At 66.9% G+C, this 12,354-nt stretch carries 13 protein-coding genes and 1 riboswitch; of the genes, 10 read left to right on the plus strand and 3 right to left on the minus strand.

The window, feature by feature from the left end:
• Positions 1–42: 42 nt before the first annotated feature.
• Together N1031_RS10955 and ychF are read left to right on the plus strand one after the other, a co-directional pair.
• Positions 43–1,542: a CoA-acylating methylmalonate-semialdehyde dehydrogenase gene (locus N1031_RS10955; RefSeq protein ID WP_259479672.1), complete on the plus strand. Its 1,500-nt coding sequence runs from the start codon at positions 43–45 to the stop codon at positions 1,540–1,542.
• A gap of 30 nt (positions 1,543–1,572) precedes the next feature.
• A complete protein-coding gene (gene ychF, locus N1031_RS10960; protein WP_259479673.1) occupies positions 1,573–2,646 on the plus strand; it encodes a redox-regulated ATPase YchF in 1,074 nt (357 codons plus the stop codon).
• A 21-nt stretch (positions 2,647–2,667) separates the two neighbouring features.
• Here the strand turns inward: ychF and N1031_RS10965 are convergent, their stop codons facing one another.
• Positions 2,668–3,519, minus strand: coding sequence for a hypothetical protein (locus N1031_RS10965; protein WP_259479674.1), 852 nt, complete (start codon positions 3,517–3,519; stop codon positions 2,668–2,670).
• 295 nt (positions 3,520–3,814) lie between these two features.
• Here N1031_RS10965 and N1031_RS10970 point away from each other — a divergent pair, with 295 nt between their 5' ends.
• The 3 genes from N1031_RS10970 (at position 3,815) to N1031_RS10980 (ending at position 5,854) form a co-directional block, all read left to right on the plus strand.
• Positions 3,815–4,366, plus strand: coding sequence for a hypothetical protein (locus N1031_RS10970; protein WP_259479675.1), 552 nt, complete (start codon positions 3,815–3,817; stop codon positions 4,364–4,366).
• 6 nt (positions 4,367–4,372) lie between these two features.
• A complete protein-coding gene (locus tag N1031_RS10975) occupies positions 4,373–5,155 on the plus strand; it encodes a hypothetical protein (RefSeq protein WP_259479676.1) in 783 nt (260 codons plus the stop codon).
• Between the two features lie 240 nt (positions 5,156–5,395).
• Positions 5,396–5,854, plus strand: coding sequence for an aromatic ring-opening dioxygenase LigA (locus tag N1031_RS10980; RefSeq protein WP_259479677.1), 459 nt, complete (start codon positions 5,396–5,398; stop codon positions 5,852–5,854).
• A gap of 6 nt (positions 5,855–5,860) precedes the next feature.
• Here the strand turns inward: N1031_RS10980 and N1031_RS10985 are convergent, their stop codons facing one another.
• A complete protein-coding gene (locus N1031_RS10985; RefSeq protein WP_259479678.1) occupies positions 5,861–6,214 on the minus strand; it encodes an NINE protein in 354 nt (117 codons plus the stop codon).
• A 134-nt stretch (positions 6,215–6,348) separates the two neighbouring features.
• On the opposite strand from N1031_RS10985, the gene N1031_RS10990 reads away from it, so the two are divergent.
• Both N1031_RS10990 and N1031_RS10995 read left to right on the plus strand, forming a co-directional pair.
• Positions 6,349–7,767, plus strand: a complete 1,419-nt coding sequence (locus N1031_RS10990) for an FAD-binding oxidoreductase (protein ID WP_259479679.1) — start codon at positions 6,349–6,351, stop codon at positions 7,765–7,767.
• A gap of 135 nt (positions 7,768–7,902) precedes the next feature.
• Positions 7,903–8,676, plus strand: a complete 774-nt coding sequence (locus N1031_RS10995; protein ID WP_259479680.1) for a hypothetical protein — start codon at positions 7,903–7,905, stop codon at positions 8,674–8,676.
• Positions 8,677–8,763: 87 nt separating this feature from the next.
• Here the strand turns inward: N1031_RS10995 and lgt are convergent, their stop codons facing one another.
• A complete protein-coding gene (lgt, locus tag N1031_RS11000) occupies positions 8,764–9,768 on the minus strand; it encodes a prolipoprotein diacylglyceryl transferase (RefSeq protein ID WP_259479882.1) in 1,005 nt (334 codons plus the stop codon).
• A 181-nt stretch (positions 9,769–9,949) separates the two neighbouring features.
• On the opposite strand from lgt, the gene N1031_RS11005 reads away from it, so the two are divergent.
• The 3 genes from N1031_RS11005 (at position 9,950) to N1031_RS11015 (ending at position 12,182) form a co-directional block, all read left to right on the plus strand.
• Complete coding sequence (locus N1031_RS11005; RefSeq protein ID WP_259479681.1) at positions 9,950–10,156, plus strand: cold-shock protein; 207 nt, start codon at positions 9,950–9,952, stop codon at positions 10,154–10,156.
• Positions 10,157–10,317: 161 nt separating this feature from the next.
• On the plus strand, positions 10,318–11,418 hold the full coding sequence (locus N1031_RS11010; RefSeq protein WP_259479682.1) for a fatty acid desaturase family protein: 1,101 nt from the start codon (positions 10,318–10,320) through the stop codon (positions 11,416–11,418).
• 41 nt (positions 11,419–11,459) lie between these two features.
• A complete protein-coding gene (locus tag N1031_RS11015; protein ID WP_259479683.1) occupies positions 11,460–12,182 on the plus strand; it encodes a copper resistance CopC family protein in 723 nt (240 codons plus the stop codon).
• Positions 12,183–12,252: 70 nt separating this feature from the next.
• A riboswitch (glycine riboswitch) is annotated at positions 12,253–12,354 on the plus strand.

The raw sequence follows: 12,354 nt of genomic DNA on the forward strand, positions 1-12,354 counted from the left end.
GCAAGCACACGAACACGTCTCCCCACAACGAAGTCAGGAACCATGTCAGAGTCACTCCCCGTCGTGAACCACTGGATCGCGGGCGCCGAGCTCGCCAGCACGAGCGGCCGCACCGCCCCCGTCTTCGACCCGGCCCTCGGGGTGCAGACCAAGAGCGTCGCGCTCGCGAACGGCGCCGAGATCGACGCTGCCGTCGCCGCAGCGAAGGCTGCTTTCCCGGGGTGGCGCGACACGAGCATCACGAAGCGTCAGCAGGTGATGTTCGCGTTCCGCGAGCTGCTCAACGCGCGCAAGGGCGAGCTGGCCGAGATCCTCACGAGCGAACACGGCAAGGTACTCTCCGACGCGGCGGGCGAGATCACTCGCGGCCTCGAGGTGGTGGAGCTCGCGACCGGGTTCCCGCACCTGCTGAAGGGGGAGTACTCCGAGAACGTGTCGACGGGCGTCGACGTCTACTCGCTCAAGCAGCCGCTCGGTGTGGTGGGTATCATCTCGCCCTTCAACTTCCCGGCGATGGTGCCGATGTGGTTCTTCCCGATCGCGATCGCGGCTGGCAACACCGTGGTGCTGAAGCCGAGCGAGAAAGACCCGAGCGCCGCCAACTGGCTCGCCGCCCTGTTCAAGGAGGCCGGGCTGCCCGACGGTGTCTTCAACGTGCTGCATGGCGACAAGGAGGCCGTGGACGGCCTGCTCGAGCATCGCGACGTGAAGTCGATCTCGTTCGTGGGCTCCACCCCCATCGCCCACTACATCTACGAGACCGCGGCCCGCAACGGCAAGCGCGTGCAGGCGCTCGGTGGCGCGAAGAACCACATGCTCGTGCTGCCCGACGCCGACCTCGACCTCGCCGCCGATGCGGCGATCAACGCGGGCTTCGGCTCGGCGGGTGAGCGCTGCATGGCGATCTCGGTCCTCGTCGCCGTCGACACGATCGCCGACGAACTCGTCGCGAAGATCCAGCAGCGCATGGCCACCCTGAAGACCGGCGACGGCCGCCGCAACTGCGACATGGGCCCGCTGGTCACCGAGGTGCACCGCGACAAGGTCGCGTCGTACATCGACATCGCGGGCGCCGACGGCGCCGAGGTGGTGGTCGACGGCCGTGGCATCGAGGTCGACGGCGCCGCCGACGGCTTCTGGCTCGGCCCGACCCTCATCGACAAGGTGCCCACCACCTCGAAGGTCTACCTCGACGAGATCTTCGGCCCCGTGCTCTCGGTGGTGCGCGTGCACTCCTATGAGGAGGGCGTCGACCTCATCAACAACGGCGCCTACGGCAACGGCACGGCCATCTTCACCAACGACGGCGGGGCGGCCCGCCGCTTCCAGAACGAGGTGGAGGTGGGCATGATCGGCATCAACGTGCCCATCCCGGTCCCGGTGGCGTACCACTCCTTCGGTGGTGTGAAGGACTCCATCTTCGGTGACACGAAGGCCTACGGTCTCGCGGGCTTCCGGTTCTTCACGCAGGAGAAGGCGGTCACCAGCCGCTGGCTCGACCCCTCGCACGGCGGCATCAACCTGGGCTTCCCGCAGAACTAGCCTCCTCGCTGGAAGCTAGGATGGACGACCGTGGCTCTGACTATCGCGATCGTAGGACTCCCCAACGTGGGCAAGTCCACCCTCTTCAACGCCCTCACGAAGAACCAGGTGCTGGCGGCGAACTACCCGTTCGCGACCATCGAGCCCAACGTCGGTGTGGTGAACCTGCCCGACCCACGGCTCGACAAGCTGGCCGAGATCTTCGGGAGCGAGCGCATCCTGCCCGCCCCGGTGTCGTTCGTCGACATCGCCGGCATCGTGCGTGGTGCGAGCGAAGGTGAAGGCCTGGGCAACAAGTTCCTCGCCAACATCCGTGAGGCGGATGCGATCGCGCAGGTCATCCGCGGCTTCACCGACTCCGACGTGGTGCACGTCGACGGCCGGGTCGACGCCGCGAGCGACATGGAGACCATCAACACCGAGCTGATCCTCGCCGACCTGCAGACCCTCGAGAAGGCCGAGGCCCGCTACGAGAAGGAGGTTCGGGGCAAGAAGCTCGAGCCGGTCGTGCTCGAGACCGCGAAAGCCGCCCGCGAGTTCCTCGACTCGGGCAAGCCCCTGTCGGTCTCGTCGATCGACCTCGAGCCCATCAAGGAGCTCGGCCTCCTCACCGCGAAGCCGTTCATCTACGTCTTCAACGTCGACGAGGAGATCCTCACCGACCAGGCCCGCAAAGACGCGCTCGCGGCCCTCGTCGCCCCGGCGCAGGCCGTCTTCCTCGACGCCAAGCTCGAATCCGAGCTCATCGACCTCGAGCCCGAAGACGCCGCCGAGTTGCTGGCCTCGACCGGCCAGGAGGAGAGCGGGCTCGACCAGCTCGCCCGCATCGGCTTCGACACCCTGGGACTGCAGACCTACCTCACGGCCGGCCCCAAGGAGTCCCGCGCCTGGACGATCGGCAAGGGCTGGACGGCACCGATGGCCGCCGGCGTCATCCACACCGACTTCCAGAAGGGCTTCATCAAGGCCGAGATCATCTCCTTCGACGATCTCGTCGAGACCGGTTCGATCACCGAGGCCCGCGCCAAAGGCAAGGCCCGCATCGAGGGCAAGGACTACGTCATGCACGACGGCGACGTCGTCGAGTTCCGCTTCAACAACTGACCATTGTGTCTAGTCGATTGACTAGCGTACGACTATTCCTGCCGAGAACCACTGCACGAGTGCTGAGGCCAACTGCACGTGTCCCTGAGCTTCGACCACTGTCGGTGCAGCACCGCCATGCCTATCGGCCTGCGCGATGATAAGTGTTTCTAACATTCCGACTAGTACCGCTTTGTGGTCTGGGTGGCCGTCGTCTCGTGTTGGAAACGCAAGAGTCCACCCAGACTGATCCTTGATGGTCTGAGTAATCATGCCGAGGCGGACCTTTCGCGCGGTGGGACTCACAACGGGATGCGCCGCTGCCTCGACAGCTTTGATTGCCTCGGTCATGACGAGACTAGTGTTCGGTGTCAATGCATATGCTTCCGTCCATGCCTTCCCCAGATGTTGACCGGCGAGCGTGGGCGCGGATTGCCTGCTTGCCTCCGCGAGTTCGTCCACGCCCTCAGGAACTCGTCGCTGCAGCCGGTACACACCGTCTCGAAGTGCGATGACAGCCGCGGAAGGAGCGTTATCGAAGTGCCACATCAACGACTTCACATTGCTTGGTGTATTGCCCGAGTCGTCCTCCTCGTACGCAGACAGGAAGAAGTCGATCACGCGTGCCACGAATTGATCACCCGCCTGCGTGATCGTGCGTACCATGTCGTCCGCCTCTACATATCGATTCTCCAGTCGGAAATCGACCTGGAGGCCGCTCTGAAGCTCATGCACACGGCTCATATCGACGTAGGCATAGGCGCCTCTCGGGCGAAGCTCTCTGCGTATCCACGCCAGGACGGGGGGATAAAGGGTAGATGGGAGCAACTCGCGGATCAGCGAGCGCTCTTCGTACTCGTCGTCATCAGCATCCCAAGGTCGCCAAACACTCATAGGGCGAGCATAGAAGGGCCCGTCTGACACTGGTGCGATTTGCGGCTGTGGTGTGCAGATGCTGCCAGGGTTGATTCCGCGGATCTACGCGATCCTCCCGACACAGGCCCGGTACTGAACGGACCATACTGTCGCCCGCAGTGACGAACTATGCGAATGGGTCATGTCGGGTGGTGTGTTGAACACGCCTTCTCTGAGTCTGATGAGAGAATCAACCATCCGAACGATGGAGGTTCGTCTGTTGGACGCAAATGAGGTCTTGTCGAAAGCATGGTCGGAAGTTCAAGCATCAGGCGTGCCTGAGAGCCTGTACGAGGTCGCGTTTCGTGAGGCCATCACCCTAGTTGTGGGCGCACGGCCAGTTTCGGTTCCTTCCGCCGTCCAAGGGCGAGCCACGGTGTCGTCCGACGCGCCAGACGAAGCCGCTGCTAACGGCGGCGAAATCGACACCGAGGCGTTGATAAGGACTTTCGCCGAGGAGTCCGGCGTCGACGTCGCTGAGCTTGTCGAGGTGTTTTACTTCGAGTCCGACGGGTCAGCTCACCTGAACGTGTCAGGCCGCAAGCTTGGCGAATCGACCGCCGCAAAGGCGAAAGCCGTCGCAACCGCTATCGCTGCGGCCTACCACTTCGCGGACGATGAGCCTACCGTTTCCGTTGAAGTCATCCGTGCGGAGTGCGTGCGGCTAAAATGCTTCGACAAGAAGAACTTCTTCACTCACATGGGAGCGGCCCCGGGCACAGTTCTGTCGGGCTCGGGCAGTAGCCGAGTGCTCAGAATCAAGTCCAATGAGATAAAGGCGGCGCTTCAAGGTGTCGTGACCGTGGCGCGCGGCACGAAGGAGTAGGCCAGCTTGGCGCAGCTTCTTGACGTTACAGCGCTCCGGCAAGAGTTCGTCAACGCAGGAGTGCCCGAGGAACTCGCTGGTGAAGCTCTAGGTGCCTTTGTCGGCGCGAAGCGTCGCTTCCATCTCGGCGACTTTCGACCCAACGCGGTGGAAGGAGGCCGATTCTCGGAGGCAGTGCTTCGAATTCTTGAGTGGCAGACTACTGGCACCTACACGCCTCTTTCCGACCCGAAGTTCAAGGCCGACGCCGTCATTACAAGACTTGGCCAACTCTCAGCGGGATCGCATCCAGAAAGTGTGAGGCTTCACCTGCCGCGTGCAGTGCGTGTGGTCTACGACATTCGGAACAAGCGAAACGCCGCACACTTGAGCGATGGTATCGACCCGAGCATGCAAGACGCGTCGATTGTGGTCGCGACGCTCGACTGGATCCTGGCGGAACTCGTCAGGCTGAACCATACCGTCTCTGCGACTGAGGCTCAGCGCGTCATCGAGGCGTTGGTCCGTCGCGAAGTTCCGATGATTCAGGAGTTCAACGGCAGACCGAGGATCCTCAAGACCCTCAGCCATGCTGATCACCTCCTGGTGCTGTTGTACTGGTGGGGCGATCGACCGATAGCGCGGTCCATTCTGAACTCCTGGCTCCCCGCGAACATGCGGAAGAATTCCACCCGGGTATTGCGCACGCTTCATGACGGATACTTGATCACTTTGTCGGATGACGAGGCACACATCACCCAACTTGGCCTACGGTCTGTGGAAGAACGTCAACTAATCGGTTCGCTTTAGGCGAAAATCGCTCGATCATACTGACATTGCTCGGGACCTTGGCGTGTGACGTCTTCGCCAGCCCAAATCCGGAACCGCCCCAGTTCGTGCCAATTCGACACGCGATATATTTCTCTGTCCTGCTGGAGAAGCACGCGTCGGTCGCTGGACAGTCTGTAAATTAGCTTCGTCGAGTTCCGCTTGAACAACTAGACACAAAGCCGACTGTACGTGGCGCACCGAGAACCAGAAGGACACCCGATGACCACGACCACCACCGCCCTCCGCCGCACCGGAACGCTCGCACTCGCCGCCGGCTCGCTGCTCGTGGCCGGGGGAGCGGGCGCCTGGGTGGCGGTCACGCAGCAGCTCCGCGCCGAGAAAATCACGGTGCCGGGCAACGCCCCCGCGCTGAAGGGCAAACTGGTGCAGGGCCCGGCCACGGCCTATGTGGAGGCCCTCGTCATCAAGGGCAACGCCGAGCGCGGTGCCGGCGGCCGCACCTTCGCCGACATCAGTGAGGCCCTCCGTCACGTGGAGCCGGGCTCCGACGAGGAGCGCGCCCTGCGCGGCCAGAGCATGTCGCTCTCGACCGCCGCGTCGCTGCGCACCTCGCTCATGACCTCGGTACTCGCCTTCGGCGTCAGCGCCCTCGTCACGGGCCTCGGCGCCCTCTTCGTCGTCACCGGGGCCCAGCTCCGCCGAGTCGACCCGAAGTAGTTTCTCTCAGCGAATCCCGGCGGCCCGGCGGGCGTTGATGGTCTTCGTCTGCGAGGGCAGCGTGAAGAGGTCGACGATGGTGCCGATGCCGAGCAGCCCGAAGGTGAGCAGCCACAGGATGCCGCGGCCGATCTTGCCGAGATAGAAGTGCTGCACCCCAGCCACGCCGATGAGTGTGAAGAGCATGAATGCGTACGCCGCAGCCACGTCCTTCGGCGGCAAAGCGGCGTTGTAGGCCGAAGCCGGAGCCCCGACACCCGGCGCGCCCGCGGGCGCCGCATAGTGCCCCCACGCCGCGCCGTCCCACCACCGCTGCCGGCCCGTGCCGTCGTCATACCACCCTGCGGGCTGTGCTGTCATGGCTGCCTCCGAGTCGCTCGATCGCCGTCGCGTCGAGCATAGCGGCGCGACCTGGACGCGCCACGCCCGTTCGGGGGTGAGCGCCCGCCCGCGCGCGAGCGGTACAGTCAGGCGCCGGCACACGAGGAGACCCCATGGACTGGATGCCCCGCACCGAAGACCTCCCGCTCGGCCTCTCGCGCGACGACGACGGATTCGCCCAGGTGATCACGGCCGGACTGTTCAACCCCCTCGACGCCGCTCTCGACACCGCGCCCGGCACCGACCCGGCCCTCCCCGAGGAGATCGTCTTCCCCCGATCCGAACGCGACGTGCTCGAGATCGTGCGCCTCGCCCGCGAGACCGGACGCCGCGTGGCGGTCCGCTCCGGCGGCCACAGCTGGGTGGCCTCCAGCGTGCGCGGAGACGGCATCCTCATCGATCTCGCCGCCCTCGACCACGTCCGGTTCGACCTCGCCGACCCCGCGCATCCCACCGCCACCGTCGGCCCCGGCGTGCGCGGCCAGAACCTCTCCCGCCTCCTCGAGCAGAACGGCGTGGCCTTCCCCGTCGGTCACTGCGGTACACCGGCGGTCGGCGGCTTCCTGCTCGGCGGCGGACTCGGCGTGAATTGGGGGCACTGGAAGCCCGCGTGCTTCTCGGTGCTCCGGATGCGCGTGGTGACGGCCGCGGGCGAGTCGGTGACGGCGTCGGCCACCGAGAACCCCGAGCTGTTCTGGCTGGCCCGCGGTGCGGGGCCGGGCTTTCCCGGCGTCGTGACCGAGTTCGAGCTCGCGCTGCAGCCGCTGCCCGGCGGCATCCGGGTCTCCACCTGGCTCTTCGACCTCGACGATCTCCCCGCGGTCACGGAGTGGGTGACGGAGGCTTCCCGCTCGCTCCCGCCGAACGTGGAGGTGTCGCTCGTGACCTCGGGTGCGAACCGCCCGGATGGAAGGGGCGCGAGTGACCCGCATCCGTTCGTCGTCGGGGTGGCCGCGACCGCCTTCGCCGACGACGTCGCCGAGGCCGAACGACTGCTCGCGCCCCTCAGTACAGCACCGACCGCGCTCGAGCACGCCGCTCTCCTCGACGTGCCCTTCTCGGCGCTGCACGAGCCCGTCGACGACACCTATCCGGTGGGAGCCCGCTTCCTCGCCGACACCTTCTGGTTCTCCGGCGACCTCCGCGAGGCGATGGCTCCCCTGCAACGACTCATGCGCCGGGCCCCCTCGGGTCACAGCTACGTGCTCGCCGGAATGCCTGCCAACGGCGCAGGTTCCCGCCTGCTCACGCCGGGCGAGGCGGCGTATGGGATGCACGACACCACGTGCTTCAACGTGTACACGATCTGGCACGACTCCGCCGACGACGCCGTCAACCGCGCCTGGCTCGACGAGGTGGCGGCGACCCTGCTGCCGATGAGCTCGGGGCACTTCCTCAACGAGGCCGACATCCGGCGCCGCCCCGAGCGGGTGCCCGCGTCGTTCCGGCCCGCGGACTGGGAGCGGCTGCAGCGGCTGCGGCGCGAGTGGGACCCGGAGGAGCTGTTCCACGGCTGGCCAGGGGGCGGGTGAGCGCGCGCCGGCTCGTGAGGTCGTCGAACGGTCGAACAAGGGAGGAGATTCGGGGGAGAGGGCAGTCAGAGGGGCAGGTTGCCGAATTCCCCTCCCGAACTCACGCGATACGCTCGGGAGCGGAGGGATATCGCGATGAACATGATCACCGTCGTCAAGAACGGCAGGCTCAACCCCGACGTGAGGCTCTGGACAGGCATGTCCGCGATCGCGGTCGGCGGCCTCACGCTGGCCGAGTTCCTGGTGCAGGCGCTCCTGGTGGGCGCGAGGCCCGCGCTCGACGACAGCGAGGCGCTCGCGGAGTTCATGACGCGCACCGCCAACCAGACCCTGTTCACGATCCTCATCGACACCTTCCTCATGGCCGCGCTGATCGTGTTCATCTCGGGGTTCCGGCAGCTCATCACGCACACCCGGCCCGATCTGCAGTGGGTGGCGAACATCATGTACGGCTCGGGGCTGCTGTTCATCGCCGTGACCCTCGTGGGCGACGGGATGGAGGGCGGCACGGCCCTCGACACCATGGGGCTGACCGCAGACGCGTCGTCGTTGCGGGCGCTCACCGTGGGTCACACCCTCATGTTCGGGTCGATCGGATGCACGCTGAACGCCCTGGTCGCCGGATCGGCGGGCTACCTCACGATCGCGTCGGGTGCACTGCCGCGCTGGACGGGCGTCATCGCCTATGCGGTGGCCGCTCTCAACCTGCTCTCGGTGCCCACCATGTTCGGCGGCACGAGCCCCGACTCGTTCTTCGCCGCCGGGGGAGCGGCCACCGCGATGCTCGCGACCTTCCCGTGGCTCGTGTGGGTGGTGTGCGTCGGCTTCGTCGCCATCCGCGACCGGCGACGCCTCGAGCACCTGCCCGCCGAGGTGCGCGCCCAGCTGGCGGACGGAGCTGCGGCCTGAGCCGACCCGCGGACTGAGCAGGCCCACGGCCCGAGCCGGCCGGCCCGTGGTCAGAGCCGGCCCGCGGCCTGAGGTGGTGTCGCCGCGTCAGTCCTTCGCGGGAGCGGCAGAGCCCGAAGCGGGAGCCGCCGCGGCGAGCTCCTCGTCGGTCCAGACTCCGGACTCCGACGAACCCTCGCCCTCGTCGGCGGTGACGGCGTCCTCGCCGCCCTTGCCCTTCTTCTTGCGGGGCTCCACCACACGCGGCCCGCGACCCGGCCGGTAGACCGAGTTCTCGAGGCCGGGGTGACGGCGCGACTGCACCGCGAAGAGAACGATGCCGAGGGCGATCGCGACGAACGAGGCCCACACGTTGGCGGGGATGCCGAGGAACCCGTCGCTCGTGGGGTCGATGCGGATGGCTTCGAGCCAGCTGCGGCCGAGCCCGTACCAGATGAGGTAGAGCGCGAACAGCTTGCCCCAGCGCAGCGCGAAGCGACGCTCGAGCAGCAGGAGCAGAGCGATGCCCACCACGTTCCAGATGATCTCGTAGAGGAACAGAGGGTGGAACAGCGTGCCGTCGGCCAGCCCGGCCGGGAACTTGGCGTTGTCGGACTCGATCTCGAGGCCCCACGGCAGCGTGGTCGGCAGGCCGAACAGCTCGTGGTTGACGTAGTTGCCGAGGCGGCCGATGGCCTGGGCGAGTAGCATCGCGGGTGCCAGCGCGTCGGCGAACGACCAGAGCCGGATGCCCGACATGCGGCAGCCGATCCAGGCACCGATCGCGCCCCCGATCAGCGACCCGTAGAGGGCGTTCCCGCCGTCCCAGATGGCGAACACGTCGAGGAGGTTCGCGCCCGGGTAGAAGTAGTCGCCCAGGTGCGTGAACACGTGGTAGAAACGTGCACCGATGATGCCGAGCGGCACCGCCCACAGCACGATGTCGACGACCACTCCGGGCTCGCCGCCGCGCTGGGTCAGCCTGCGGTTCACCCAGAACATCGCGACGATGATGCCGGCGAGGATGCAGAGCGCGTAGGTGTGGATCGTGAGCGGACCGATCGAGAACGACTGGAACACCGGATCGGGGCTCGGGATGCTGAGCGGGCTGATGAAGGGCACGCTGAATTCTAAGGCGTGAGGGCCCCACACGCCGAACCAGTAGCCTCCCGCGCACCCACCCGGCTATGATTCATAGCAGTTGTTGTGTTGGCTTGTTTTCGAATGCGGAAGAAAGTTTGACCGCGACGGTAGGCTCCGACTGGCGGGGCCGCTTACCTCGAAAGAGAAAACAATGGCCACTGGCACCGTTAAATGGTTCAACTCCGAGAAGGGCTTCGGCTTCATCTCTCCCGACGACGGGGGCGAGGACGTCTTCGCCCACCACTCCGGCATCGCCGGCTCGGGCTACAAGAACCTCGAAGAGAACCAGCGCGTCGAGTTCGACGTGACGCAGGGCCGCAAGGGCCTGCAGGCGGAGAACATCACGCCCATCCGCTGATCTCCCCAGCACTCGCCGAACGGCCCGTCCCGACATTCCGGGGCGGGCCGTTCGCCGTCTGCCGGGTAACGCGCAGCTTCACCCCGTAGTGTCACAGCATCTGAGGGCACCTGCTCGACATCGCGGCTGGGAAGTCGACCCGACACCAGTGAGCAGGCTCCATGAGCGTCACCAGCAGTCCTTCCCCGCGTGCCACCCGGCCCCGCCAGACCGGCTCCGCGCATCCGACCGCCGCCTACTCGGAGCTCCTCGCGACCGCCAAAGACATGGGGCTCATGCGCCGCCGGCGAGGGTTCTACCTCGGTCTCTTCGGCGTGCTGCTCCTGGCCCTGGGCGGAGCAGTGACCGGATTCGTGCTCCTCGGCGACAGCTGGTTCCAGCTTCTCATCGCGGGAGCGCTCGGCATCATCTTCACCCAGTTCGCCTTCCTGGCCCACGAGGCGTCGCACCGCCAGGTGTTCACCTCGGGCAAGGCCAACGACCGTGCCGGCCGTGCGCTCGCGACCGCCTTCGTGGGCATGAGCTACTCCTGGTGGATGAGCAAGCACACCCGCCACCACGGCAACCCCAACACGGTCGGCAAAGATCCCGACATCGCGCGCGACACCGTCTCCTTCCTCGAGGAGGACGCCGCGAAGACCCGGGGCGCGATGGCCTGGCTCACGCGCCGTCAGGGTTACGCGCTCTACCCGCTGCTGCTGCTCGAGGGCATCAACCTGCACTACCTCTCGTTCAAGACCCTGTTCGGTCGCCGGCCGGTGGAGGGCCGCGGTCTCGAGCTCTCGTTCATCGGTCTCCGGCTTGCGGCCTACCTCGCGGCGGTGTTCCTCGTGCTGCCGCTCGGCATGGCCTTCGCCTTCCTCGGCGTGCAGCTGGCCGTGTTCGGCTTCTACATGGGCGCCTCGTTCGCTCCGAACCACGTCGGCATGACCGTGTTCCCCGCCGGGTCCCGCCTCGACTTCCTCTCCAAGCAGGTGCTCTCCTCACGCAACATCACGGGCGGCTGGGCGATGACGACCCTCATGGGCGGTCTCGACCTGCAGGTCGAGCACCACCTCTTCCCGAGCATGCCGCGACCGGCTCTCGTGCGCGTGCGCCCGATGGTGGAGGAGTACTGCGCCACCCACAAGATCCCCTACACCCAGACCTCGCTCCTCGAGGCGCACAAGCAGGTCGTCGCGTACCTGAACCGGGTGGGGCTCGCCGCTCCCGACCCGTTCGACTGCCCGATGGTCAACCAGTTCCGCACGCGCCGGGCCTGAGTGCCCGCGCGCCGGGCCTGAGCGCCCGCTATCGTGGCGGGGTGAGCACCCCGTCGCGACTCCTGACCGCATCCCTCTCGGCCGCCGCCGCGATCGGCCTCGCGGTCGTGCCCGCGACCGCCGCGCTCGCGCACGACGACCTCGCCTCCTCCAGCCCCGCGGCCGACTCCTCGATCACCGCCGACCCCGGTGTCGTCACCCTCGACTTCACCGAGACGCTGCTCACCGTCGGCGGCACCCCTGACGGGGGCAGCCCCGACGGCTTCGCCATCCAGGTGGTCGACCCCGAGGGCATGCACTACGAGTCGGGGTGCGTGACGGTCCAGGATGCGCAGAGCAGCACCCCGGTCGCACTCGGCGACGCGGGCGGCTACGTGGTGCTGTGGCAGGTCGTCTCCTCCGACGGGCACCCCACCTCGGGCCAGTTCGAGTTCGACTACGAGCCGACGACGCTCGACGGAGCCGCCGACGGCCTCACGAACGCACCGGTCTGCGGCGACGCCTGGGCGGGCGACCCCGACGGCACGCCCACACCGACTGCGGCGCCTGCCACCCCGACCGAGACCGCGGCGGAGCCGGAGGCCACCGCGTCGCCGACGACGGACTCGGCCGCCGGAGACCCCACCGGCACCGCCGTGCCCCTGGTCGCCGGGGGCGCGCTGCCGTGGCCCGTCGTGGTGCTCGTCGCCCTCGTGGGGGCCGGCCTCATCGCCTCGATCATCGTGCTCGTGCTCCGGCGGCAGCGCGGCGGCTTCGGCCAGTAGCACCACCCGCGCTATGCTCGTGGCACAGCACCCCTCAGCAGCACCCCTCAACTGAACACCGACCGGCCATCAGTTCCCAGCGGGAGAGCCGCCACCGTCGTCACGACGCACGCGGCACCGAAGGAGCAATCCTCCCCGATAATCTCTCAGGTCCTCGTACCGCTTCGACCTG

This window comes from Herbiconiux moechotypicola (genome assembly GCF_024979255.1).
Classification (GTDB): domain Bacteria; phylum Actinomycetota; class Actinomycetes; order Actinomycetales; family Microbacteriaceae; genus Herbiconiux; species Herbiconiux moechotypicola.

What these genes read in the sequence shown, in the direction of transcription:
- N1031_RS10955 (WP_259479672.1), top strand. Translation starts at nt 43, where the DNA reads ATGTCAGAGTCACTCCCCGTCGTGAACCACTGGATCGCGGGCGCCGAG.
- N1031_RS10965 (WP_259479674.1), bottom strand. Translation starts at nt 3,519, where the DNA reads ATGAGTGTTTGGCGACCTTGGGATGCTGATGACGACGAGTACGAAGAG.
- N1031_RS10980 (WP_259479677.1), top strand. Translation starts at nt 5,396, where the DNA reads ATGACCACGACCACCACCGCCCTCCGCCGCACCGGAACGCTCGCACTC.
- N1031_RS10985 (WP_259479678.1), bottom strand. Translation starts at nt 6,214, where the DNA reads ATGACAGCACAGCCCGCAGGGTGGTATGACGACGGCACGGGCCGGCAG.
- N1031_RS10990 (WP_259479679.1), top strand. Translation starts at nt 6,349, where the DNA reads ATGGACTGGATGCCCCGCACCGAAGACCTCCCGCTCGGCCTCTCGCGC.
- N1031_RS10995 (WP_259479680.1), top strand. Translation starts at nt 7,903, where the DNA reads ATGAACATGATCACCGTCGTCAAGAACGGCAGGCTCAACCCCGACGTG.
- N1031_RS11005 (WP_259479681.1), top strand. Translation starts at nt 9,950, where the DNA reads ATGGCCACTGGCACCGTTAAATGGTTCAACTCCGAGAAGGGCTTCGGC.
- N1031_RS11010 (WP_259479682.1), top strand. Translation starts at nt 10,318, where the DNA reads ATGAGCGTCACCAGCAGTCCTTCCCCGCGTGCCACCCGGCCCCGCCAG.